Raw genomic sequence first — 22,643 nt, forward strand, 5'->3', positions numbered from 1 at the left:
AGAAGAAGAAGAAGAAGAAGAATAAGAAGAAGAAGAAGAAGAAGAAGAAGAAGAAGAAGAATTTATAAAAAATATTTCAAAAATATAAATATTGTATTTAATAATCAACTTTTGAGGTTAGAGAATTCCAAGCTGCATGAGCAGAGCAACAGAAATCAGTATAAATCCTGTTGTCAACCTTATTTCCACTCTCCATCTTTCCCTGAATTCAGTTACTCTATTCGGACTGAGTCCGAAGGCAAGGAGAAGACCAAGAGCTATTACGGGAAGCAATAATCCAAGGTTATAAACGCCCATATATGTTGTTCCCCTTAAAATATCGGTTTTTGTTGCCAGAATGCTCAGGAGTGAGAGGTAGATCGCTCCTACGCAGGGCGCTTTGACCAGGGAAAACATGCTTCCAGAAAGGAAAGACAGTAATAGAAGATTGCTTTGGTCCATTTTGCCCATAAAGTTTTTTAAGGGTTCGGGAGTCCTGAAAGTAGATCTAGCATGCTTTTTTAGCCAGTAGGCATCAAAAATATGCCAGAAGCCGAGAAGGGCAATAATCAGGATCGAAGCTTCTATAAAACTTTCCTGTATTTCAGGTAGAAGATTAACAATACTAAGGATGCTCATTCCAGCAAGCATGTACATAGTAAAGATTCCTGCCGAAAACCCGAGCGTGATTTTGAGCATTTCCTTTCTTCTTCCGTGCTTCACAAGGGTGACTGAAGCAAGAAAAGCCATTACCGCAAGGAGGCAGGGATTAAAACCCGCAAGAATACCTGCTGCCAGGAGCAAGAAGGGGCTGATTTTCTCAAGGTGCTTGTTTTTCCCGTCTCGAGTTCCTGTCAGCGAAAGCGAGAGATTCTCGGCGAGAAAATGAGAAGGCATTTGGGTTTCCGTCAGAAAAACCCTGGCCGTACTTATATGTGTTCCATAGAAAAAGTCTGTCGCCCGACCTCCAGATGCCGCGGCTGAAGCAACGGATGCAGGGCTCAGCAACAAAAAAATGAAGGCCAGCGCAAAAATTCCTTTGTTTACAAGCAGCTTATGCACATTTTTCTTGTTCATATCTTTTCCGAGACTATATTTATAAAGAGATCTTAAATATTCAGGGCCGACAGATACATAATTTCTGGTAAAATTCAGATTATTACATGGTGTCAGGTCTTTTCTTATGGAAGGAAAGAGCCTATATCCAGATGGAATTTTATTCTTTAATTTTCCTCTTTTTATAACGAAAAATTATGTACTAATAACAATTATCTCTTTCGATTTTACTAATTAATGTGATACTTTTAGCCTTAATTTACGCACCTATATTAGTTTTATTGTGGAACTAATTCCAAAAACTAAAAATTAATCTTCAGAATCCCATACTTTGAATAATCAATTAAACTCGAGGTCAGGAAAAATAATTCTGAAACTTGCTCATTTTCTAAATAATTAAAGTTCTTCTCTTTTTTACTGTAATTACTGAATTAGCAATTATTTTATCTCTGATAAATGAATAAAATCTTTCTAAGTCATATTTTCCGTCAATAATGCAAAAAACTGTTTTTTCTTTCTCCCTAATTTGCTTTATTAACTAATTGAGCGTTTTATTTATCTTTCATTTACTTTAATGCTTTTACTTTTTTGTGACAGAAAGTGGAAGAAGAATTTAATTTAAAATTGTTTTTATAAAACTTTCGATTTCAGATTTTTATGTGGTGCAAAATTTTATATAAAGTGAAGGCAATATTCAATTTTGTAAAAGGATTCGTTAAGCATATTGATACTTGTGTAAGCATTTTTTATAATATAAGTTTATTAATTTTTGGAAACATTTCTAGCATTTAGTAGAAATATAAATTTGCAGAGATGGTTTAATTGACTATTAATGCAAGGAAAGAATTTATCATTATAGGATTTTTTTAATGATGGTTTTACTTATTTACAAATTTCTTCCCATAATCATTCCTTTTATATTCACAGGATCAACAGCGCCATTTTTCGTAATACATAACCATGATATAAAAGGTCATGAAACGACAATTGAAGTGTTTGATCAACATAACAAATCAGTAATAAACGAAACATACAGCCTTGAACCTAAAAGTGATTTGTTACAGCCTCGTCCTTTAAGTTTAAAGCTTTCCTGGGAAAAAAGGGAGTATACATTTAAGTGACTACGGATAAAAAATAACAAATACGATTAAAGTTGAAATTCCAAATCGTTGTACTCTTGTAGACATACGTTTATACTACAAAAGCTACGGTGATATTCCTCATGTGGACTATGAATCCACTGAGATAATTCCTATTTCTATAGAAACTAATGAAATGATGTGCTGAGAAACTATTGAAAAATGTAAACAGCGGTTGAAATAAATTTTTGACAAAAACCTATAACCTGAGAGATTATTGTCAAGAGGTATATTGTCGAGAGAGACATTATTGAAAGAAATATCGTCAAAACAGTAGCTCCAGCAGTAAAAAAGATTGAATTAAAGATTTTTACAAAATTGCAGAAGGAAAATCCAAGAGAAAGAAAAGTCAGAAAGAAAACCCCAAGAAAAATATTCCTTTTATAGGAATCTCTGAAAATTCTCCAGATTTTTTCCGGGATTTTAAACTATTTAGTGAGAATATTTTTGTTACAGCATTGCCTCAGAATACTTTTCAGAGTACTTTTTCCATGATTCCTAAGGCCTTTTCAATATCCTTCATTGAAGCCGCATAGGAAATTCTGATATAGCCGTCCCCTTCGCTTCCGAAGGCTGTGCCGGGAGTGACAATAACGCCGTTTGAGATCAATTTCGAGGCGGCCTCAGCAGAATTTGAGACTTTAGGGAAAGCGTAGAAAGCTCCTTTCGGAAGGGCACATTCCATCCCTAGGTCGTTCAGGCCTTTTACGAGCACATCCCTGCGCTTTCTGAACTCCTCTCGCATGGCGTTGACCGAATCTTTGGGCCCTGTCACTGCAGCATAAGCAGCTTTCTGAGCAATTGAGTTGGAGCATGCCTGGAAGTACTGGTGCACCTTAAGCATCTGGCCTATGTAATCTTTTCTAGCTGCCACGTACCCGAGTCTCCAGCCGGTCATGGCATAACTCTTAGAGGTAGCGTTTACAGTAATCACATTGTCCGAATAGCTGGCAGGACTAACATGTTCTCCTTCGTAGATGAAGTACTCATAGACTTCGTCGGAAATAATAGTTATATTGTGGTCGTCTGCAATCTCGGCCAGGGCTTTTATATCTGCCCTACTTGCAACTGTACCTGTGGGATTTGAAGGGGAATTAAGGATTATGGCTCTGGTCTTTGGAGTAATTTTCTCAAGCACGGTCTCAGGCTTCATAGTAAGGTCTTCGGCGAGTGGAACACCTACGGCTTTGCCACTCATAATTTCGGTCAGTGCATTGTAAGACACGAAGCCAGGATTTGAAATAAGGACTTCATCCCCGTGGTTTAGAAGAGCTGCAAGGGCAATGGCAAGAGCTTCCGAGGCGCCCGAGGTGACAATTATCTCCTCAGGGGAAACAGAGAACCCGTTATCTTTCTTGAACTTGGAACTCAGGGCTTCTCTTAACTCCGGGATACCCGAACCAACCGTATAACCCGTAAAGCCCTCATTTATAGCTTTTATTGCCGCGGCCTTGATATGCTCCGGGGTATCAAAATCCGGCTGCCCCAGCCCAAGGTTAATGGCGTCCGAGCCTGCGGCTTCGAAAATTTTCCTGATCCCTGAGGTGTCTATCCTGGCTACATTCTCTGAAAATTTTATTCCCTTCAAATTGAGCCCTCCTGTATCCCTATAAATTAATGTTTTTAAATATACCTGCTAGCAATTAAGACTTTTATTCGATGTTCGTGTGTCTCGATTTCAGTTCGGCTTCCGAGGCGCCTGTAAGCGTAATAAGCTGAGAGATTATCGAGTCAAGGAAAATAAGCGATGTAATTTCGAAAGATGTGCCCAGAGGAGGCAGATTTTTGTAACCTCCCCGCATATTTCTTTCAAGGTAACCGTCTGCATCAGGATCGTTTTTAGTCTTGCTCGGAAGGATCATAGCAATATCCGAGACTCTACCGAGTGTGGATTCTTTTTTAGAGGTGACCGTTATGAGGGTTGAGCCAATATCCTTTACGATTTTTCCGAGATCGGCTATAGAATGGGTTTCTCCTGATCCGGAAATGGCAATCACCACATCTTGGGGTCGAACAGCAGGGGTTGTAGTTTCGCCGACTACATACACGCTGAATCCGAGGTGCATAAGCCTCATTGCAAAAGCTTTGGCAACAAGCCCGGACCTTCCGGCCCCCATCACAAAGATTCTTTCGCCTTCCAGAATCTTCTGGACCATTGACTTTATTGCCTCTCTGTCAAGTCTGTCAATTATCTCATTGAGGTTTGCTGCAATCATTTTCATTGATAATAATACATCTTCGCAGTCGTTTACCTTAACTTTTTCCATATGAGTTCTCCAAAAAATATTGAATTAAGCGCCTGGTAATATATCTAATATTATAATAATCAATTAATTAAATTTATTCACCTATATGTCAATGATAGAAAATGCTCCTGAAATACTTTACCAAAGCCTTCTTTCCTTAAAATTTACATTGCGGAATCTCAGGGCAAATTTCGGAAGCCTTCTTTTCACCTTGCCGCAATGCCAGCAGTCCAGGCTTTTACCTGCTTGTTTGCGATTCAGTTTTATAATTAATAGCTTTCAATTCCCAGTTCTCAATATTATTCTTAAATTCATGATAGAGCCTCTGGATATCACAGTCACTACCGTTCCAATAAAAGTCCTTACGTGTTTCTCCTTTTTGGAGCTCTTCAAGTATAAACTTTGATAAGTGGAAAAGGGCTTTTTTATTGGAAAAGGGAATACTATAATTTACGCGATAACCACTGGCTGTTTTTCCATAGGACACGAGTGTGTACCCTTTACTCTCATATTCCGTGATCTCATCAAACTTGCAAATTATTTCAAACTCATGAACCGTAGATTGGTCGACTTTTGAAATTCCTATGAGTATCTGTGCTATAATATAATCAGGAACTTTCCGTCCAAACCATACGGCGATTTTCCCGTAAGTGCAGATTACAGTGACGTCATTCCTGCCCATCTCAAAGGAGCCGAGGGACTGGGGAGGGTAAATTATAGCTTCCACGTCTTGGGTCTTTTGGGCACACATTGCTTCCACTTCGTTTACTTACTTGCAGAGACAAGTGCACTGATGAGATTCCGATCTTTCTTAAGGGTTTTGAGCTGATTTGCAGGCCCTATTACCGTAAGTCTCTTACTGCTCTGTTTTTTGAAAATTTTTCCCAACAATGAACCATCTGTGTTTGCAGGATAACTTTGCATCTCGATGCCTGAAAACACATCAGGCTGGATCGCTGACATTGTCATTTCTATAAGTTTTGCTTCCTCCATCGGGTTCAAGCCCTTTTCAAGCACCAGGATTTTACCTTTTCGTACCTCATCGATTATGTATCGGACTTTTTCCATTGAAGCCATCTGAGAAATTCTGGCTTCGGATATCAAATCAAGCTGAATTCCCTGCATGTAGATCACCCGAACTGCTTTGCCAGAGCTTCATAAAATGAATCCATTCCCACCCCTTCAAGGGCCGAAACTGGCACCATGGGATGCTGGGGAAAGGCTTCCTTTATCACGGCCGGGTCAGCTTCTGGGAGATCCACCTTGTTTGCTACGATAAGAAGCGGAAGGTTTCTGGCTTCCATATTCCCTATTACTGTTACGTTGACTTGAGTATAGGGATTTTCGGTGGAATCCATAACAAGTATGACACCATCAAGGTCATCCAGCCATTTGACAGCTTCAATTACTCCTTCTGTCGCTTCTTTGGATCGCCTTTTGGATTCGGAATCACTCATTCCCTGCTCCATGAAATCATGGAAATCGATCTTTGTGGCAAGCCCGGGCGTGTCTACGATATCAAGGCTGATTGTATGCCCGTTGGTCTCAATACTTATTGCGTTCCTTCTTTTGGCATGCCGGGTTTCATGAGCTATATGAGAAACAGAACCCATCGTTTCTTCGGCTCCGACCCAATCCTTAAGGATCCGATTGCTAAGTGTCGTCTTACCGGCATTGGGGGGACCGTAGATTCCTATACATGCTCCTTTTTTCTTAAAGAGCTTGTTAAATATTCTTGAAAAGCTTACCTTAAATCGTTTTATCATATTCATAGCTTCCCTCCTTTGGGAAAAGCATAGCACCTAAGGATTTCTCGGATTGCTTTCCTTTACGGGTTGGTACTTAAATTTTTTTAATCTTTTGATCCATGAATATAAGTAACTTCTATTTGCCGTACTGAGGGGATTGGGGGAAATTGTAGATGTTCTTTTTCCTTTCCAGTATATCTAGGAATAAATATGTAGTTTTCAGGTCCTTTCTATGGTGGAATAGAAAGCGCCTCCGTGGAAATAACACCAGAATATAAATAAATTGCTTTTTATCGCCTGATTCCCTCACCACATTAATAAAAGGGCTTTTTATCTAAAAATAAAAGCTTTCTATCTAGAAGACTTTAAACTCTCCCGAACTGATTTTATCGTATTAAATTTTTATATGTGCACTGATGTTCTGCACTTTCCTTTATATCTTTTCCTATTTTTATTTATTCGACCTTAAAAATATAAATGATTTTTGTGAAGATATCTTCTGTATCTTCTCACTCAATTATCATTTATAACTTATACCTTAATTTTCATTCGATATTCCAAAATATTTTGTATAATCTTCAGGATATCTTTATAAATTTGAAGATATCTTTTGAGTATTTCAAAGCACTAAAAGGTAAACTTTTTATTTTGGATTTAAGATTCTAACTATATATCTAACTTTTTTATTACTTTTAGGATATTTTGCTTGAAAGTATTATATTACTTTCAGGCAGAGGAGCGTTTCTGATTTTTTCGGTAAAGCTTTGTCTATCTGTCCCGGATTGCCGAGTTTATAGCAACTTCGGCTATATTAGAGCTAAGATCTCCTATTCTAGATAAACTTTCTACAACACTCCCGAGTGAAATCATAGTCTCATGTGACTCCAATTTTAGAATAGATGCATGCAGTTCCTCTACCCATGTGCGCATGTTGTCAACGCTATCTATTACCTGATTGGCAAGAGAAGTATCGGCTTCAAAGAGGGCTTCAACTGACTGTTTCACCAGTTCCATGTAAGCATCGTTGAGTTCCTCGATCTCTTCCATCATTTTATCATTAACAGGATGTTGCAGCTTTGGGACTACATTTGCTATTTTCTGTGCGTGATCGGCTATCCTTTCCAGAGGACTTGCCGCCATTCTAAACTCATGGTATTCCTCTATGTTTGTTTCTGAAGAGTCAGGCATCCCACCTCCGCAGAGAATAGAGCGAAACTGCTTGGAAATCAGGAGATATAGTCTATCAACCTCGTCATCTCTCTGACTTACGTCAAGCGCAAGATCGTGATCAACAGTTTTACAGGCTCTTACCGCATCCTTTTGCATTGATCTCGCAATGAGGAACATCCTCTGTACGCCTTTTTTGATAGGAAGTTCATTCGGATTAAGAAGATCCTGGATAACCACACAGCTTGAGCTTTCTTCAGTAATTTCTGAGCCTATGAGTTTGTAACAAACTCTCCGGATTGTTTGTTTTTGTTCAGCGAGTATTCTTTCTGAGGAGAGTTCAATCCTATCATATCCGTGAAGATATGCAGCAACGATGTCTCTCTCCAGTTCTCTTATTTTACAGCCTGTAACATCAATCTTTTTAGTTTTGATTATCCTTCCTTCGAGAATCGGGTTTATCAGTAGTTTTCCGTCAGGCTGTGCTTTGATAGAAACCCTCATGCCTGTTTCGATTCCGACTTTTTCAGCCCATTGCTTAGGAAGGGAAATAATGTAAGTGGATCCGCCTGTTTGCTGTACTTTCCTGGTCTCGATAATTGATTCCCCGTTTTTGGTTGCTAAATTTGAAAATTAGAAATATTTATTCCTAATTTGATAATACTTTTTAATTATACTTAGAAGTACATTTTCTATATACGTGATTCAACTTTACTATTTATATTTGTGGATTCTTGCTTTTTTATGAATCTGCCACAGAACTCTGCGTTTCAGGATACTTTATTCTTATGAAGAAACGCAGTAAAAAATATTAAAGAATAACGCATTCTGAGCTTGATGATACTCGAAGGGCACGCCTGCGCGTCTGGGGCAGGAACCATTATCGCAGCATTTGCGACCTGGAAAGGTGCAGCATTTGGGACTGGATTAAAAACATATTCAGAGGTAAAACTCTCGGATCGCGAGAGAAAAATCCACGGATCTATTGAGGGAATGCCTGAAGGAGATACTTTTCTTATTGAAAGGTGTGTTGAACTTGTGCTTGAACACTTCGGGATTGAACTTGGAGGCACAGTAAAAACAAGCAGCAATATCCCACTTGCAGGTGGACTCAAGAGTAGCAGTGCAGCTGCCAATGCAACTGTACTCGCAACCTTAAACGCTATTGAAGAATCTATGCCTTCTCTTGATGCTGTAAAACTTGGGGTAAGAGCTGCAAAGGAAGCAAAAGTAACGATAACAGGGTCTTTTGATGATGCGTGTGCATCTTTTTTCGGCGGAATCGTGATTACTGATAACCGGGAATTGAAATTGCTCAAAAGAGAAGAATACAATTCAAAAGTACTAATTTTTGCGCCGAATAGGAGAGTATTCAGCTCACAGACAAATGTAAAACGTTCAAAGCTCATTGCTCCTTATGTGGATATGGCATATGAACTTGCACTTGCAGGAGAATATGAAAAAGCGATGACTTTAAATGGTTTCCTCTACTGTGTCGCTCTTGGCTTTGATACTGAATGCATTCTTCGAGCCCTGGAATGTGGAGTAAAAGGGGTAAGCCTATCCGGGTCGGGACCAGCATATGTTGCTCTTGTCAAAGAAAACCAGATTGAAGAGCTTAGATCGGCCTGGGAAAGCTGTGGGATCGAAGGCAAGGTTATAGAAACCTCTATAAATAACAGAGACGCAATATCTTTATAAAGCGAGGAGTTCAATTGAGCGAGCTTGAGTCTATCCGCAAAGAAATCGAAGAAATTGATAGGGAAATTCTTGCCCTCATTGATAGAAGAGTAAATCTGGCTGAAAGAGTACTTGAATCAAAAAGAATAAATGGAACTTTGATAAATGACCAGAAACAAAATGAGGTTGTAGTTAACAGAGCTTTAAATGCCGCAACCGAGCTCAATCTTGATTTAGGATCTATAAAAGCTATTTTTGAGATTCTTATCAGGATGAGTATTGAACGTCAAAACGAGTTGAGTGGCAAGGGAAGACTGCCCTGACTGCTCAGGAGAAGTTAAAAAATGGTTGATATCTCAGTAATTATGGGTTCCGAATCCGATAGGCCTATCGCCAACCGTGCGATATCCGTACTTGAAAAGAGCAGATACACTTATGAAGTGATGGTTATCTCTGCTCACAGGAACCCTGACGAACTTGAAAGCTACATCTCAAGCACTGATGCAAAGGTCTTTATTACGATTGCAGGTTTATCCGCAGCCCTTCCTGGGGTTGTAGCCTCAAGGACAAAAAGGCCTGTTGTAGGAGTTCCTGTGAGCGCGAAGCTTGGTGGACTCGATGCTCTGCTCTCCATTGCCCAGATGCCTCCAGGAGTGCCTGTTGGAAGTGTTGGAATCGATAATGGAGCAAACGGCGCATATCTTGCTTTGAGAATACTGGATTTAATTGACACCAACTAAGCCTTAAGAAGCCTATTAAAAGTTAAAGGCCTTCATTTCAGGCTTGAAATAGTAATTAATAGATTTACGAAATTCGGTCGGCTCACTCCGAAAATCTTTTTTTAAACTATTTCAATTATTAAGGCTATATTTACCTCTGTTCAGTTTTGCTCAACCCATTTTAACCTTTTTTAACCAGCTTTAACCAATTTTAACCAGCTTTAACCAGTTAACCCTGTTCATCTTTGCTCAACATTATTAAAATCCTTTTTTACCCTTGCTCAGCTCTGTTTAACCCAATTGATCTAGAGTTATTCTAGTTATTCATTTTATTTCAGCTGGAAAGATCTGTTAAGAAACAAACAGAATCAGGCTGAGTTGCAAAAAGTATTGTTAAACACAGTATATAGGAAAAATAGAAGCGAAATTCTTTGAATAACAGGACAAACAAATGAAAGTACTTGAAAGCACTTGGATAATAAAAACAATAACGTTGGGGATAGAGCATCTGAGTATTTGGAGGTTAAGGGAGTTGGGGGGAGTTGGGGGAAAAAGTATTGGCTGAGGTTTACAACAGAATAAGATTTTTCTCAGATGCTCTACTTATAAATATACGGCATAATATATAAAAATGAAGATATACTGCTATTTTATGTGGATTTTTCGCAGCACTTATATTTTTGACAAAAGATCTTTTAAGTCAGGTTCACATTGGTAAATCCAGATTCAAGCTAAAAAAATGCAAAAAAATAGACTTGAGAAAATGCATTCACATTGGTAAATCCAGATTCAAGCTAAAAAAATGCAAAAAATAGACTTGAGAAAACGCATAAATGACAAAAGTAAAAAATAAAGAATAAAAAGTAAAAAGATTTGATTTGAAGAATTATATAGCTTCAAATTATGAAATAAATGAAATCCAATCTCTGGAATTCACCTACTTCTCAGGAAATTTTTTGAGAATCAATTTTTGTCGACAAGTTTTGCTTCCAGGATCTTTAAGGAACCAGTGTCACCCTGCCACTCGGTTTCACTTTTCACAATCTCAATTCGTTTTTTAAAGAATGGAGCGTCAAGCACAACAGTTTCATATTCTCCGCCTTCTCCGGCCATGTGGACCATGTACCGCTTGTTCAGGGCTTTAAGATGTTCAATAGAATTTACATTTATAGGGCGGCCCAACCAGGACTTGTCAAGACCGTCGGCTGCGACTCTGACAATCCGGATATCGAGCACTTTTGACATCTCATTGAGCAATTCTTCAGGGTCCCTGTGCCAGAGTGGGGTATAGACCTTAAGCCCCAGGGAATCGCAGATTTTCTTCACTCTACCTGCCTGGTACTGAGATTCAATTGCACCTACAGCTACTCCGTCTACATCTACTTTCTTGAGGGCAAGGGTCAGGTCATCCAGTTCAAGTTCTTTTATTCCGCTGGACTCTTGCTGAACCAATGGAATTTCACAGGCGGCAGAGATTAATTCTACCATGTGGAGGTTGACGGAATGGTACATGTAGGAATCGTCCCTTGCAGGAATAATATTAATCAGGTGGGTGACCTCATGTCCTTCCTGGAGGGCTTTATATATGGCAAAAATCGAGTCCTTGCCACCGGAAACCAGTGCTGCGAGTTTCATCTGCATCCCTTTTTGTTTTACTATCTTTTTCTTACGTAGCGGGTTATAATGCGTGGATCATTATAATATTTTATATACTTTTTGACTTTTTATCATGATTTCTTAGTAATTAGCTATTTCAGCACTCTTCCTCAAGCCTTCCAAAATTGGCTTCATAACGGGCTTTCATTTCCTCCCAGGTGGGAAGGTCTGTCTGGCAGCCCCGTGTCTGTACAGCAAAAGAAGCTACTGTAGACCCTATTTTTCCGCATGCGGAAAGTGAGTATCCTCTGGTAAGAGCCAGAAGGAAACCTGCCCTGTAAGCATCTCCTGCTCCTGTAGGATCTGCAGCTTTGACAGGGATTACAGGAATTAAGAATTCTTCATTACCTGTATAGATCCTGCTGCCTTCTGAATCGTATGTAACAACGATAGTGTTGATCATCGCCTTAAGCTCGGAGAAACTCTTTCCGGTCATCTCTGAAACTCGCCTTATCTCATGTCGGTTCGCAAAAAGGATATCAGTATGAGCGAGTATGAGTTCAAGGTTTTCTTTTGAATACGTAACAAGATCCTGACCAGGGTCAAAGGATACGAAATTGGCAATTTGCGCTATCTTCGCGTTATACACCGAATCAGCGGTTGCAAGATGGACAAAATCTGCAGGTTCGGGTTCCAACTCTTTGAATTTTGAAGAGGCTCCCCAGTAAAAATAGGTTGCCTGGTTGTCTTCTCTGTCAGTAAAAATAAATGCTTTGGAAATTTTCCGGTCCTCAATTCTATAAAGGCGGGAGAGGTCAACATTCACTTCTGTAAGCAGTTTTTCATATCCTGAACTTACAAAATCCGTGCCTACAGGGGAAATAAGCTGGCTCTTCCCCCCAAGTTTTGCAATGGCAACTGCAATATTGGCGGCCCCTCCACCAGGATATTCTTCATAATCAATGACAGGGGACGATTCATTTTTTCCTGCGATTTTTTCAACATCTACAATGTAATCAAGGGCAGTATGTCCTACTATAGAAATTACTCTGTCCATGTAGTATCCTCTTTTTTCGTGGATTGTAAAAAAGCCCGGATCTTTACGCCGGATCCAACTGTAAAAACAAAGCCTGGAGGAGAGATAAAACTTGCTTTTTTGCTGACTTATATTAACGAAAAGTGATCTATTCTCACCGAGGGCCTCTTTTCAGCCATGTACCTTTTCAGGTCATGTCTGAAGAAAACCAGAGGCATAACTAGCCGCAGCATTATGCCTTATTCAGTTCCTAACAGGCTTTGAGAAAAACCTGTTATTTACCTGTTTTGCTTTTCTGCTGCTGTTCGCTCTTCTCGGCTGACCTTTCGAATTCGGTCACTTCAACGACTGTCAACGGAATGTCCCTGAGGGATTTCCCTATAACGGATTTTGCGATCCTTTCCGCATGTTCGGCAGACTCGGCATCAAAAACCTTCATCTCAAAAACAAGACCTACAAGAGCGGTGTTTGCTGCTATGAAAACACTGCTAAAAGGCTCGCCACATATCGGGCAAGACGTAGTTCCCACGTCAACCTCTACAAAATCCAATTTAGGGTTCAGGCGTTTTCCAGCTTCTGAAATCGCGACGCCTATAGCATCATCAGCCGTCTTTACATCTCTAACCAACCAAGCTGCTTCAAGTACTACATGGAAGTTTTTCATCATCGTCCACCATAATTATTTAGTTCTACTCCTTTTTCAAGGAGATTTCCCGATAGGGAAAGTTTTTACAGAATCTAAAGAATAGAATAAAGTATATAAATTGTTTCTGCTTCAATAGAATAGTACTACATTCACTTTTATATTTTCAGTTAAGATTTTAATTTATAGTTCTGAAATTTAATCCTTCCAATTGAGGCATTTATGCTTTCACCCTAGTATCAGGGTTCAGGCATTTTTGATTTTCTCTTATTTGTTCTCTTTTATTCTTGTTTTATATAGTAAAAAGAGTTTCGTCATCTACTGCAAAAACACCGAGCTTCGCTCCCGCATCGAGCCAGGCATGGCCATAACTGAAGGAGGCAAGGGCATTTACAGGGTCTTTATTCTCCAGAAAATACACCCCATCTTTATAATAGGCTTCTGCCATTGTATAATAATCCTTTGCAACGGTATACATATGGGATCCCTCAATTGGGGAATATTTGGCTTTCTGGAGTGCTCTCTTTAACATATCCTCGTATCTTTTGACTTTTTCATTAAGATCGGCAGGCATAATGATCACCGAGAAGGATTTAGAAATATTATTCTCTCTTTAATCCACTTCTTTCATAAACCCTATTGGGCCTCCAGCAAGTTTCACAAGCGCTTCAGCCTCAAGAAAATGCGGTTTTCCGGGAATTACAAGGATATGGAGAGGCTTTCCAAAATCGAAGTCCTTCAGGTTTTCTGCATAATCTGCTTTTACAACTGGGTTTTCCGAGCCTGCCCTTGCTATTCCCACTGCAGCAGCTCCATGCATAACCCCTTCTTTCCTCTTTTCTTCGACTTCGAGGAGAAGCTCAAGTGCAGTATTTACAGTCATGTAGCCTTTTTCCTTATCTATATCCAAGAACACCAGAGTATGCAGGCCCAGTTCCAGGTTTTGCTTTATAATGTCATAAGGAGTTTCTGAGATTACTTTTGTGCCTCTCCTGCTTTCATAGGGGTGAGGAATACTTGCGGATTTCCCAAAGCGGTAGTTCTGCAGTCCTGTGAGTCCTGAAACAGCTGAGGCAATAGAAGCTCCATGAACCAGACGTGTTTCAATTCCCAGTTTTTGAGCCCTCAAGCGCAGATCTACATGGGTCGTGGAGACCATTGTATCTCCACCAGTTAGGAAGCAAAGGTTCCTGTCTTTTGCCTCGTTGAGCCAGTCAGGATGCTGCTCCACATCTTCTCTTGAAAGCAAAATAATTTTTTTTCCGTAGAGCTTCTCCATTTTTTCAAGGTTCGTACCCATGAGACAGGATGTATAGAACTCAGCATAAACCATGTCAGCTTCCCTGACAGCCTCAAGTCCCTTTAAAGAAATGTCATATTCATCAAAAAGACCCAGACCTATAAATGTAAGCATAGCCCGCTTTAAGATCTCTGCGGGTTTAAAGCTTTTTGCTTGGATAGATACAAGCAATAAAAACTCTTTATTTTCCGAATTTACGGGTACGCTTAACTTATTTATATTATGGAATTAATAATAGAATGAGCTTACAACTGTATTTTTTAGTGGGGTTTTATCATGGTTAAAGTTACGCTTATTCACGCAAGCTGGTGTACTGCCTGTCCGGCAACCCGTCGACTTTGGAAAGATTTGAAATCTGAGTATGACTTCGAATATGAAGAAGTAGATGCGGAAACTCCAGAGGGCCAGGCACTGATAGATAAGTACGGTATAGTTGGAGTTCCTACAACTATTATTGATGGGGAGGTAGCTTTCACAGGCCTTCCGAAAAAAGCCGATGCTATATCCCTTATTAGCTGAGTTAATTCCAAAATATCTAGTTTTTAACTGTTTTTCTGAATTCAGGAGGTAAGTATGTACGACCTGATTATTATAGGAGGAGGGCCTGCAGGGCTCACAGCCGGGATCTATGCCGTACGTTTCGGAATTAACACTTTGGTTCTTGAAAGAAGTGAAATTAGCGGCCAGATTGCTCTTGCAGATGTAGTGGAAAATTACCCTGGCTTTCCAGCAATTTCAGGGCTTGAATTAATGGAAAAATATAGATTCCATGCTCAGGAAGCCGGGGTAAAGACACAGATAACCGAAGTACTCTCTGTTCGCGACGAGGGGGAAAAGAAGGTAATTTCCACGGATAACGGAGACCTTGAATCAAAAGCTGTCATAATTGCTACAGGCGCAAATCCTAAGCATTTGAACATACCAGGGGAAAAAGAGTTCCTCAGTAAAGGTGTTTCCTATTGTGCCACATGTGACGGGCCTTTTTTTAGAAACAAAACCGTTGTATTAGCCGGAGGAGGAAATACAGCTATTAATGATGCTATTCTCCTTTCTAAGATTGCCCGGAAGGTTTATCTTATTCACAGAAGAGACCGATTGAGAGCTGCAAAAATCCTCCAGGATAGGGCTTTTGCAATTCCAAATATTGAGTTCATTTTCAATGCCTCTATCCTGGAAATCCTAGGAAGCAGCGGAAGAATTAGAAGAGTCGAAAAAGTAATTTATAAGGATCTAAAAAGTGAAGAGCAGCATGAACTGGCTACAGACGGTGTTTTTATTTATGTAGGTATTCGTCCGAATACTGAGATCATTGATGTGGAAAAGAATAAAGAAGGTTTTATCAAAACGGATAACTTCCTTGAAACCTCAAAGAAAGGAATTTATGCTGCTGGAGACTGTCGTGATACACCTATCTGGCAGCTTGTGGCAGCCGTTAGAGATGGCGCACTCGCAGCTACTACTGCAAGTCTATACATAGAGAGCCTCAAAAAAGAGGTTAGATGAGAAATATTAATTAGATATGAAATATTAATTAGATGTGAATATTAATTAGATGTGAATATTAGAATCATCATCTTCTGACTGAAGTTGACTGAAGCAGGCTCCTGAAAAATTATCCGAACCTGGACCAGTTGACTGAGATCGCCTTAAAGTTTAATTGTTCATAAATTTAAGAGAAGGAACAGTAAAATTATTCTGTCCCTATTTTCCATTTTTCGCGCTTCTATTTTTTCAGGCTTATTCCAGCATCTGGTTAATTTTATTGTAGAAATCTATGATCAATCTTGTTGCCTCATTATCCATGTTCAACTGGAAAGTTCGGATTTGCTTTCCCAGGGGTTTTTCTATGACGATTCCCGACGCAATCAAAGGAGTAATAACCCTTGATACGCTAGAGTGAGACAGGCCAGTTTCTTCAGCTATTCCCGAAAGGTAAGTTGATTCGTTCTGGTGTTCGATCAGATTCTTAAGTACTGTCATTTGTGCGGTTTTACCGAAGATTTTTTCCATTGGATCCATTGATATCATCTCAGAGGTGGCTGTTCTCTGTAAGTGATTCATATTTCCAATATTAACTTGTTATTTACGGTTATAAACTTATCTCCTGATTGGGCAATCAGGCGATTGATAAAAAATCTTCTGAATATTTAGAGAACTCTATGCTCTATAAACGGTATTAAATTTAAAATATGGCATATTATAAAAAATATAAGAAATGTTTAAGATCTAAGAAAATGTTATACTGTATGGTGATGGAGGGTGGTTAATAATAAAAATCTTGATTGTGAAATTTTGAGATTAATTGAGGAACAGCCTGAAATAAGTGAAAGGGATATTGCTTCCAGTCTTTCAGTTCCGGAAGAATTGATAAAGATCCGAATTGCAAATCTAAATGATACACGTCAGAAAATCTTGATTATGGGTGATGGAAACATTACCTGCAATATTAAGGCGACGCTTGAAGCTGAAAATTATAACGTTGTTAAAATCCCTGGTGGCTTTTCCGCACTTGAAGCCGTAAAAACTGAAAAACCCGACCTTGTCTTGCTGGATACCGGACTTGCAGATCTTGAAGATTTTAAAATATGCAAGCAGCTTAGAACCAGTTCAAGGTACTGGTGGATCCCAGTGATGGTGCTAAGTGAAAGAGGAGAAGTGGAAAACAGGGTTAAGGCTTTTGAATCGGGAGTCGATGATTATGTTACTACGCCTTTTAACCCAGTGGAAATACGAGCCAGAGTGAGAATGATTCTAAAGCGTACTCAGATTTGACTTCAAAGTTGGTTCAGAACAGAAAAATTTTTTTCCACTCTAAAGCTTTACAAAATGGAAATATAGCCCTAAAAAGTTTAGGGCACCACTTTGAAATTTTTTATCATTACAGCATATTAGAAAGCGGTCAGAAGTATTCTCAGATGCCTATCATTTATTTAATTTCTTATTAAATATTCCTGTCGTTATTTCACGATCTTTGTTAAAATATAATAATTAATTAAATATGTCTGCCTATATCCCCGGGACACCCGTATAGATTATTTTAAAAAGATCTTTAGAATAGGCTTTAAGAAGACGAGAAGCTATGAAGAGATAAATCCGGTATTAATTTAAGTCTCTTTAGATAAGAGAGATCCTCAATTCTTCAATATGAAGAGATAATAATCAGACTTTTGACATGCCGCGAGAAGAAAGAAGTCTAGACTTTTACCGAAGTCGAACTTATCGGATTTTTCAGATTTTATTTAAAAGACTGATTTCCTCCATGTCAGGGCAAAAATTCAGAATAAATAGAGGAAAGACTGAAGAATTTGGGGCTAAGATAAATATATTTCATTAATATTAATGAGAAATTGAAAAATATGGTATAAATTTGTTTTACTTTATCTAATCCTTAAATCAATTATGAAAACTTTATTTTTAAAATAACAAAGTATAGGAATTTTTCAAAATCCTTAAAAAAGAGCAAATACATAATTTATTGTGTGTAACTGTAAATATGTCTTCAAAACGTAAACTACGACGTGAAACTGTAGATATGTCCTTATTTTTGATACAGAGCTAAAGTACAAAATTGATTTAACGCTCTGAAGGCATATATTATTGCTAGAGTAGATGTGATTAACAGTGGAAAAACGTGATCGAAAAAAGGTGTGGTTGAGTGATGACTTCTAACGAGTGGTACAATACAGGTGTTGCACTCCATGAACTTAGACGATTTGCCGAAGCTCTGGATGCATATAACAAAGCTCTGGAAATAAGCCCTGACAATGCAAAAATCCTGTTTAGCAAAGGGATGGTTCTGAAAAGCCTTTACAGATATGATGAAGCTCTTGATGTCCTTAACAGGTCTCTTGAGATCAATCCTGCGGATGCGAAGACGTGGTACTCCAAAGGTGACCTGCTTATAGGCCTTATGCAGTATAGGGAAGCTCTGGATGCATACTATCGGGCTATATATCTTGCTCCTGAGGATCCTGAAGTATGGTACAGGCGGGGAATGGCTCTGAGGGAAATGAAAGCATACGAAGATGCTATGGATGATTTCGAGAAGGCTATCCGCCTTTATGAGAAGAACTACGACATGAGCTCTATGAGTGCAAGCGAATGGTGCAAGAAAGGTATGGGGCTCTGCAAGATAAAGAGTTATGAAGAGGCCATTAGCGCTTTTAATAGAGCTCTTGAATTAAACCCTGCGAATGGTAAAGCCCTGTATAACAAGGGTGTAGCTCTCCGCTGGCTTGGAAAACACGATGAAGCAAAGCTTTATACCGAAAAAGCCGTGGAGGTCTTTGACACAAAGATAAAAGCAAACCCCGACAATGCCCGATTCTGGTACAATAAGGGAATTGCCCTAAGAGATCTGGAAAAATACAAAGAGGCACTTCAAGCTTTTGAGAGAGCTATCGATATCAATCCAAGTTTTACAAAAGCCTGGATCGGTAAAGGCATTGTATACGACAGGATTAAGAAACACCAAAAGGCAATGGAGGCCTACGAAAGAGCGGTCGATATAAACCCGATATATTCCGATCTCCTTTAAGTAGCCAGATTTCAGGTTTTTCCATTGCTGTCAAAGATCCAGAGCCAGAAAAAGCCGTTAGCCGAAAATTCTTATAGGAATTTTGAGTACTGACGGCCAAAAGTTTTTCATTTATCCAAAAGTCTTCTTTTTTCCTGATCTATCTGGTTTATAGATTTACAGCTTACAGGTTTACCTGCATACCTTTTCAGAGTCCAATATGTCAAGCACAACCATTGTGCCGGTTTATCATGCCGGATAGGGCTAGAGATAAGGGTCTCAAACTCAAACGCAACCGTCGCGCCGGTTAATCACGCCACTAGTTGGAGTTTTCGATCAAACCTTTTTTGAAAAGGTTTGCGATCAAGCATTTTTTGAAAAGGCTTGCTGCTCAGAGAAGACCAGGTATATCAAGCATGTCAGAAAAACTATTGAGCCTGAAATCAAAGCACTGATCTGCTTCTTCTCCAGGTCTCCAGTCTCCGTAGGAAGCATAAGCGGTTTTCAATCCAAGTTTTCGGGCAGGGACTATATCCCTTTTGATACTGTCTCCCACTACCAGGGTTTCCTCGGGAGTTATTTCAAGAACTTCAAGCGCAAAAAGGAAATGTGTTGGATCCGGTTTCTTTGTGCCTGTTGTATCCGCCGCTACAAGAAGATCAAAGTAATTAAGAAGTCCGACTTTTGTAAGCCTTGCTAAAGCATGATGCTTATCAGCGTCCGTTATAATCGCAAGCTTTAAGCCCAGACCTTTCAGCTTATCAAGCGTATTCGTTACAGCTGGATAGAGTTCGAGATTTTCCAGCTTTTCCTGTTCATATATTTCACAGCATTTCCTGTAGCCCTGAGCTGTAAAAAGATTCCTATCTTGCATATAGTCTCGAATATTTTCGTAATCTTCAAAACCATAGGTCCCTCTCAGGAAATACCTGAAAAGCTCCGAAGGTTCTTCAGCAATACCTCCTTTTTCTCTCCCAATAAACGATAAAATCTTCCTGAAAGCTTCCATTTTTGCGGCTATGAAATCAAAAAGAGTGTTATCCATATCAAAAAGTATGGCCTTTAAGGTTCCGGGATAAATTCTTTCTTGATCTGTCTGAATTATGCTCCTGTTTTTATCGAATTCTTCCATTTCTTCGAGCCTGCCGGTTTTCTGAACTTTGTGAATTTTGCATCTTCCTTCCCTGTTATCCAGTCTGGAACTTTTCTCAGGGTTTTCCGGGGAGAGGCTATAAAAGCCATAAAGGACAGATGTATAGATTATAAACGAACAATGGATTTAAGTAAATACCGAACGCGGACACTTAAGAATCCGCAGGGTCTACCATGAAAGCCAGAGCAGGAAATATTGATATGAATTCGGACGAAGCAAACGATAAATCCTTCAGAAAAGAAGGCGGGAAAGAAAAATCTGAAGAAGAGACGGTTTCCGAAGATATGTATGTTCTGAATGATTCGGGGGATGTAGGAAAGAACGAAATCAGTGATGAAGTCCTTGCATACGGGCTTAATGAATACGGACTTGACCTTCTCAGGAGTGGCAAGCTTAATGAGGCAATTGTAGCTTTTGATAAGGCAATTGAGAAAGATCCAGAGAATATAAATTTATTAAATAATAAAGCTCAAGTCCTTGAAACTCTTGGAAAATATGAGGAGGCTCTTGAGCTTTATAATAAAGCTGTCAAAATCAATTCAGATGATCCAGATATATGGAATAATATGGCTTTTTCTTTTTCCCAGGTTGGAAAGTATGACGAAGCTGTTAAAGCCTATGAAAAAGCCCTTAAACTCAGGCCAGATTATCCTAATGCATGGTATGGAAAGGCCCTAAACCTGAGCCAAGCGGGAAATTATGAAGCGGCTGTCGAAGCCTATGAAAAAGTCCTTGATGAGAATCCCGACTATAAAGAGGCCTGGGTAGGAAAAGGCATAGCTCTTGGGCAAATGGGCAACTATGATGAAGCAATCATCGCGTACGACAAGGCACTCGAAATTGATCCTAATTTTGTAGAAGCCTGGCAATATAAAGGCGTGGATCTGGACAGCCTTGGCAGTTACAGGCAGGCTCTGAAAGCATATCAAAAAGCTGTGGAGTTGGATCCTGAGAACGATGACGCCTGGAACAACATGGGGATAGACCTCGAGAATCTCGAAAAATACGACGAGGCAATTAAAGCTTTTGACAAAGCAATCGAAATCAACGCAGAAAGTGCCGATGTCTGGTATAATAAGGGCTTTACCCTCAGCCAGATGCAGAGATTTGAGGAAGCCGCAGAAGCATACAGGAGAGCTACACAGCTTGACCCTGAGTATTTGGAAGCTTTTTCCAGTCTGGGTTTCGTGCTTGCACAACTTAAGCGCTTCGAAGAAGCTCTGGGTGTTTATGAGCAGGCACTAAAGCTTAGTCCTGACGCTGCCGATTCATGGTTTGGGAAAGCTGTCTGTCTGAGTTTCCTAGGGCGGGAAGAAGAGGCTGAAGAAGCATATAGGAAAGCTGTAGAAATCGATCCCAGATATGCCGAAGTAGGGGGAGATATCCAGTAATCAATTTTCAAATAAATCGGCCTATTTATTGTCCAATAGCTTATTATTGTACAATTCTACTTTTTTCTTCAAAATTCTTACATTTTTATTTTGATATTTATTTTTTAGATGCCTGTTGTCCTGGATTCGAAACTTCGGAATGGATCGCTACGAGAAGCTGCAAGCAACCTTGGTATTCCTGCGCTTGTTTACGAAGGCGGGGAAGCTCTTCGATTTGATGCCCTTGCGGCAAGAATGGGCGCCGCGGGATCAGGCGAGTTATGGAATCCTTAGGAATGCTACATGTTCCTCCTTCACGAAAAAGGAGAAGCATTTTACCGGTTATCTCGCGCTCAAGCGTCTGGGTACGGGCTCCGAGCGGGATTATTCGTCCGCTCAAAAAGCTTGGGGACAGGGTAAGGGAAGGAGAAATTATCGGATTTGTTGTTGATCCGTTTAGCGAAGCAGGAGAAATTCCCGTGAGAACCGAGAAGGACGGCATCATTATAGGAAAAAATAACCTTCCACTAGTTAACGAATGAGATGCACTTTTCCATATTGCATGTTTTGAGAAGATAGAATTCGTGGAGTCGCAGCTTGAAGAATTTATGGATATGGGATAGAGTCCCTGGAACCTGTACGAAGCTAGAAAGTCCGAACAGGATTTAGAAAAAACCTGAATTGCCGTTTCTGGCTTTAATTTCTTTTCTATCTTTGTCTCTTCCTATTCTCATTTTTTCTTTCCTTACCATCCCTGAAAAATCTGAGGAGCCCAAATTAAAAAATAGAATTTAGTGGAAGAAAGAGTAATTTCAATGTAAAAATTTAAATCAAATCTATGTTTTTGCTATTTATTTAATCAATTCTTTCTCATAACTGTTTACTGTAGCAATTAAATTTTCTGAATAGTTATATATGTCGTTTAACTCATTTATTGGAGTTTTTTCAGCTTTTCTATCCTCATCGGCAAACAGCTCAAGATACTTCTGCCTTGTATTAAAATGCAATCTGCAAATGGGCTTTCTATTGTTATTATCCAGCAATATGCCACAGTAATTCTTTTTATCTCTCATAACTATCCTTTTTGGATCAACAGTCGAGTGAAGGATTGATTTTACAATGTAATATCCTTCTATCTCCTCTTCTGTTGTTGTGATATCATTGGCTTCTTTTGCAATCTCGGTATTTTCCTGCCCATCATTTTTATCTACAATTACTTCTGCAGGTTCTTCAGACATTGCAAATTTCAATCTCTCGTTGATTTTTTCATTTATATACTGGAATAGGGCATTCTT

At 39.4% G+C, this 22,643-nt stretch carries 25 protein-coding genes; 10 read left to right on the forward strand and 15 right to left on the reverse strand.

What is annotated here, in order from left to right; translation table 11 throughout:
* Nucleotides 1-117 precede the first annotated feature (117 nt).
* The 7 genes from BP861_RS08710 to BP861_RS08740 all read right to left on the reverse strand — a co-directional run bounded on the left by BP861_RS08710 (nucleotide 118) and on the right by BP861_RS08740 (nucleotide 7,932).
* Entirely contained in the window at nucleotides 118-1,056 is a 939-nt protein-coding gene (locus BP861_RS08710) for a cytochrome c biogenesis CcdA family protein (RefSeq protein WP_292374462.1), read from the reverse strand.
* A gap of 1,593 nt (nucleotides 1,057-2,649) precedes the next feature.
* Nucleotides 2,650-3,762, reverse strand: coding sequence for a pyridoxal phosphate-dependent aminotransferase (locus BP861_RS08715; RefSeq protein ID WP_292374464.1), 1,113 nt, complete (start codon nucleotides 3,760-3,762; stop codon nucleotides 2,650-2,652).
* A 64-nt stretch (nucleotides 3,763-3,826) separates the two neighbouring features.
* The gene (hxlB, locus tag BP861_RS08720; RefSeq protein ID WP_292374466.1) at nucleotides 3,827-4,441 is read right to left on the reverse strand and encodes a 6-phospho-3-hexuloisomerase; all 615 of its coding nucleotides are present in this window, start codon (nucleotides 4,439-4,441) and stop codon (nucleotides 3,827-3,829) included.
* Nucleotides 4,442-4,658: 217 nt separating this feature from the next.
* Nucleotides 4,659-5,171: a hypothetical protein gene (locus tag BP861_RS08725; protein WP_292374467.1), complete on the reverse strand. Its 513-nt coding sequence runs from the start codon at nucleotides 5,169-5,171 to the stop codon at nucleotides 4,659-4,661.
* Nucleotides 5,172-5,185: 14 nt separating this feature from the next.
* Nucleotides 5,186-5,545, reverse strand: coding sequence for a DUF2073 domain-containing protein (locus BP861_RS08730; protein ID WP_292374469.1), 360 nt, complete (start codon nucleotides 5,543-5,545; stop codon nucleotides 5,186-5,188).
* 5 nt (nucleotides 5,546-5,550) lie between these two features.
* Nucleotides 5,551-6,192 (reverse strand): Era-like GTP-binding protein, encoded by a 642-nt coding sequence (locus tag BP861_RS08735; RefSeq protein WP_292374472.1) that lies wholly within the window; start codon nucleotides 6,190-6,192, stop codon nucleotides 5,551-5,553.
* Nucleotides 6,193-6,936: 744 nt separating this feature from the next.
* Nucleotides 6,937-7,932, reverse strand: a complete 996-nt coding sequence (locus tag BP861_RS08740) for a phosphate uptake regulator PhoU (RefSeq protein ID WP_292374696.1) — start codon at nucleotides 7,930-7,932, stop codon at nucleotides 6,937-6,939.
* Nucleotides 7,933-8,172: 240 nt separating this feature from the next.
* On the opposite strand from BP861_RS08740, the gene BP861_RS08745 reads away from it, so the two are divergent.
* Genes BP861_RS08745 through BP861_RS08755 form a run of 3 tightly spaced genes read left to right on the forward strand, consistent with a single transcriptional unit; the run spans nucleotide 8,173 to nucleotide 9,755 of the window.
* The gene (locus tag BP861_RS08745; protein ID WP_292374474.1) at nucleotides 8,173-9,036 is read left to right on the forward strand and encodes a shikimate kinase; all 864 of its coding nucleotides are present in this window, start codon (nucleotides 8,173-8,175) and stop codon (nucleotides 9,034-9,036) included.
* 14 nt (nucleotides 9,037-9,050) lie between these two features.
* Nucleotides 9,051-9,338 (forward strand): chorismate mutase, encoded by a 288-nt coding sequence (locus BP861_RS08750; protein WP_292374475.1) that lies wholly within the window; start codon nucleotides 9,051-9,053, stop codon nucleotides 9,336-9,338.
* A 21-nt stretch (nucleotides 9,339-9,359) separates the two neighbouring features.
* Nucleotides 9,360-9,755 carry a 5-(carboxyamino)imidazole ribonucleotide mutase gene (locus BP861_RS08755; protein ID WP_292374477.1) on the forward strand — a complete coding sequence of 132 codons (396 nt, stop codon included), beginning with the start codon at nucleotides 9,360-9,362 and terminating at the stop codon, nucleotides 9,753-9,755.
* A 942-nt stretch (nucleotides 9,756-10,697) separates the two neighbouring features.
* On the opposite strand, the gene BP861_RS08760 is transcribed toward BP861_RS08755, so the two are convergent.
* From BP861_RS08760 to dph5, 5 genes are all read right to left on the reverse strand, one after another.
* On the reverse strand, nucleotides 10,698-11,369 hold the full coding sequence (locus BP861_RS08760) for a diphthine--ammonia ligase (protein WP_292374478.1): 672 nt from the start codon (nucleotides 11,367-11,369) through the stop codon (nucleotides 10,698-10,700).
* Between the two features lie 118 nt (nucleotides 11,370-11,487).
* Entirely contained in the window at nucleotides 11,488-12,387 is a 900-nt protein-coding gene (locus tag BP861_RS08765) for a carbohydrate kinase family protein (RefSeq protein ID WP_292374480.1), read from the reverse strand.
* Nucleotides 12,388-12,640: 253 nt separating this feature from the next.
* A complete protein-coding gene (locus BP861_RS08770) occupies nucleotides 12,641-13,030 on the reverse strand; it encodes a DUF555 domain-containing protein (RefSeq protein ID WP_292374698.1) in 390 nt (129 codons plus the stop codon).
* 271 nt (nucleotides 13,031-13,301) lie between these two features.
* Nucleotides 13,302-13,583 (reverse strand): DUF357 domain-containing protein, encoded by a 282-nt coding sequence (locus BP861_RS08775; protein WP_292374482.1) that lies wholly within the window; start codon nucleotides 13,581-13,583, stop codon nucleotides 13,302-13,304.
* A 39-nt stretch (nucleotides 13,584-13,622) separates the two neighbouring features.
* Nucleotides 13,623-14,423 (reverse strand): diphthine synthase, encoded by an 801-nt coding sequence (gene dph5 / locus BP861_RS08780; RefSeq protein ID WP_292374484.1) that lies wholly within the window; start codon nucleotides 14,421-14,423, stop codon nucleotides 13,623-13,625.
* A gap of 162 nt (nucleotides 14,424-14,585) precedes the next feature.
* Between dph5 and BP861_RS08785 the strand changes: the two genes are divergently transcribed.
* Nucleotides 14,586-14,828, forward strand: coding sequence for a glutaredoxin family protein (locus tag BP861_RS08785; RefSeq protein WP_292374486.1), 243 nt, complete (start codon nucleotides 14,586-14,588; stop codon nucleotides 14,826-14,828).
* A 54-nt stretch (nucleotides 14,829-14,882) separates the two neighbouring features.
* Complete coding sequence (trxB, locus tag BP861_RS08790; RefSeq protein WP_292374488.1) at nucleotides 14,883-15,812, forward strand: thioredoxin-disulfide reductase; 930 nt, start codon at nucleotides 14,883-14,885, stop codon at nucleotides 15,810-15,812.
* 234 nt (nucleotides 15,813-16,046) lie between these two features.
* Here the strand turns inward: trxB and BP861_RS08795 are convergent, their stop codons facing one another.
* The gene (locus BP861_RS08795) at nucleotides 16,047-16,328 is read right to left on the reverse strand and encodes a MarR family transcriptional regulator (RefSeq protein ID WP_048105965.1); all 282 of its coding nucleotides are present in this window, start codon (nucleotides 16,326-16,328) and stop codon (nucleotides 16,047-16,049) included.
* A 240-nt stretch (nucleotides 16,329-16,568) separates the two neighbouring features.
* Here BP861_RS08795 and BP861_RS08800 point away from each other — a divergent pair, with 240 nt between their 5' ends.
* Both BP861_RS08800 and BP861_RS08805 read left to right on the forward strand, forming a co-directional pair.
* The gene (locus BP861_RS08800) at nucleotides 16,569-17,081 is read left to right on the forward strand and encodes a response regulator transcription factor (RefSeq protein WP_292374490.1); all 513 of its coding nucleotides are present in this window, start codon (nucleotides 16,569-16,571) and stop codon (nucleotides 17,079-17,081) included.
* Nucleotides 17,082-17,967: 886 nt separating this feature from the next.
* The gene (locus tag BP861_RS08805) at nucleotides 17,968-18,846 is read left to right on the forward strand and encodes a tetratricopeptide repeat protein (protein ID WP_292374492.1); all 879 of its coding nucleotides are present in this window, start codon (nucleotides 17,968-17,970) and stop codon (nucleotides 18,844-18,846) included.
* A 370-nt stretch (nucleotides 18,847-19,216) separates the two neighbouring features.
* Here BP861_RS08805 and BP861_RS08810 read toward each other — a convergent pair whose 3' ends face one another.
* Nucleotides 19,217-19,957, reverse strand: coding sequence for an HAD family hydrolase (locus BP861_RS08810; protein WP_292374494.1), 741 nt, complete (start codon nucleotides 19,955-19,957; stop codon nucleotides 19,217-19,219).
* A 194-nt stretch (nucleotides 19,958-20,151) separates the two neighbouring features.
* Here BP861_RS08810 and BP861_RS08815 point away from each other — a divergent pair, with 194 nt between their 5' ends.
* The 3 genes from BP861_RS08815 to BP861_RS08825 all read left to right on the forward strand — a co-directional run bounded on the left by BP861_RS08815 (nucleotide 20,152) and on the right by BP861_RS08825 (nucleotide 21,890).
* On the forward strand, nucleotides 20,152-21,369 hold the full coding sequence (locus BP861_RS08815) for a tetratricopeptide repeat protein (protein WP_292374495.1): 1,218 nt from the start codon (nucleotides 20,152-20,154) through the stop codon (nucleotides 21,367-21,369).
* 108 nt (nucleotides 21,370-21,477) lie between these two features.
* Complete coding sequence (locus tag BP861_RS08820; protein ID WP_292374496.1) at nucleotides 21,478-21,642, forward strand: hypothetical protein; 165 nt, start codon at nucleotides 21,478-21,480, stop codon at nucleotides 21,640-21,642.
* On the forward strand, nucleotides 21,630-21,890 hold the full coding sequence (locus BP861_RS08825) for a succinylglutamate desuccinylase/aspartoacylase family protein (protein ID WP_292374498.1): 261 nt from the start codon (nucleotides 21,630-21,632) through the stop codon (nucleotides 21,888-21,890). Before BP861_RS08820 ends, BP861_RS08825 begins: the two co-directional genes overlap by 13 nt.
* A gap of 309 nt (nucleotides 21,891-22,199) precedes the next feature.
* Here the strand turns inward: BP861_RS08825 and BP861_RS08830 are convergent, their stop codons facing one another.
* Nucleotides 22,200-22,586 (reverse strand): hypothetical protein, encoded by a 387-nt coding sequence (locus BP861_RS08830; RefSeq protein WP_292374499.1) that lies wholly within the window; start codon nucleotides 22,584-22,586, stop codon nucleotides 22,200-22,202.
* Nucleotides 22,587-22,643 lie beyond the last annotated feature (57 nt).

The sequence above is a fragment of the Methanosarcina sp. UBA411 genome (assembly GCF_002495725.1).
GTDB lineage: Archaea > Halobacteriota > Methanosarcinia > Methanosarcinales > Methanosarcinaceae > Methanosarcina.

What these genes read in the sequence shown, in the direction of transcription:
- BP861_RS08710 (WP_292374462.1), bottom strand. Translation starts at nt 1,056, where the DNA reads ATGAACAAGAAAAATGTGCATAAGCTGCTTGTAAACAAAGGAATTTTT.
- hxlB (WP_292374466.1), bottom strand. Translation starts at nt 4,441, where the DNA reads ATGGAAAAAGTTAAGGTAAACGACTGCGAAGATGTATTATTATCAATG.
- BP861_RS08725 (WP_292374467.1), bottom strand. Translation starts at nt 5,171, where the DNA reads ATGTGTGCCCAAAAGACCCAAGACGTGGAAGCTATAATTTACCCTCCC.
- BP861_RS08730 (WP_292374469.1), bottom strand. Translation starts at nt 5,545, where the DNA reads ATGCAGGGAATTCAGCTTGATTTGATATCCGAAGCCAGAATTTCTCAG.
- BP861_RS08735 (WP_292374472.1), bottom strand. Translation starts at nt 6,192, where the DNA reads ATGAATATGATAAAACGATTTAAGGTAAGCTTTTCAAGAATATTTAAC.
- BP861_RS08745 (WP_292374474.1), top strand. Translation starts at nt 8,173, where the DNA reads ATGATACTCGAAGGGCACGCCTGCGCGTCTGGGGCAGGAACCATTATC.
- BP861_RS08755 (WP_292374477.1), top strand. Translation starts at nt 9,360, where the DNA reads ATGGTTGATATCTCAGTAATTATGGGTTCCGAATCCGATAGGCCTATC.
- BP861_RS08760 (WP_292374478.1), bottom strand. Translation starts at nt 11,369, where the DNA reads ATGAAACTCGCAGCACTGGTTTCCGGTGGCAAGGACTCGATTTTTGCC.
- BP861_RS08765 (WP_292374480.1), bottom strand. Translation starts at nt 12,387, where the DNA reads ATGGACAGAGTAATTTCTATAGTAGGACATACTGCCCTTGATTACATT.
- BP861_RS08770 (WP_292374698.1), bottom strand. Translation starts at nt 13,030, where the DNA reads ATGAAAAACTTCCATGTAGTACTTGAAGCAGCTTGGTTGGTTAGAGAT.
- BP861_RS08775 (WP_292374482.1), bottom strand. Translation starts at nt 13,583, where the DNA reads ATGCCTGCCGATCTTAATGAAAAAGTCAAAAGATACGAGGATATGTTA.
- dph5 (WP_292374484.1), bottom strand. Translation starts at nt 14,423, where the DNA reads ATGCTTACATTTATAGGTCTGGGTCTTTTTGATGAATATGACATTTCT.
- BP861_RS08785 (WP_292374486.1), top strand. Translation starts at nt 14,586, where the DNA reads ATGGTTAAAGTTACGCTTATTCACGCAAGCTGGTGTACTGCCTGTCCG.
- trxB (WP_292374488.1), top strand. Translation starts at nt 14,883, where the DNA reads ATGTACGACCTGATTATTATAGGAGGAGGGCCTGCAGGGCTCACAGCC.
- BP861_RS08795 (WP_048105965.1), bottom strand. Translation starts at nt 16,328, where the DNA reads ATGGATCCAATGGAAAAAATCTTCGGTAAAACCGCACAAATGACAGTA.
- BP861_RS08805 (WP_292374492.1), top strand. Translation starts at nt 17,968, where the DNA reads ATGACTTCTAACGAGTGGTACAATACAGGTGTTGCACTCCATGAACTT.
- BP861_RS08810 (WP_292374494.1), bottom strand. Translation starts at nt 19,957, where the DNA reads ATGGAAGAATTCGATAAAAACAGGAGCATAATTCAGACAGATCAAGAA.
- BP861_RS08815 (WP_292374495.1), top strand. Translation starts at nt 20,152, where the DNA reads ATGAAAGCCAGAGCAGGAAATATTGATATGAATTCGGACGAAGCAAAC.
- BP861_RS08820 (WP_292374496.1), top strand. Translation starts at nt 21,478, where the DNA reads ATGCCTGTTGTCCTGGATTCGAAACTTCGGAATGGATCGCTACGAGAA.
- BP861_RS08825 (WP_292374498.1), top strand. Translation starts at nt 21,630, where the DNA reads ATGGAATCCTTAGGAATGCTACATGTTCCTCCTTCACGAAAAAGGAGA.
- BP861_RS08830 (WP_292374499.1), bottom strand. Translation starts at nt 22,586, where the DNA reads ATGTCTGAAGAACCTGCAGAAGTAATTGTAGATAAAAATGATGGGCAG.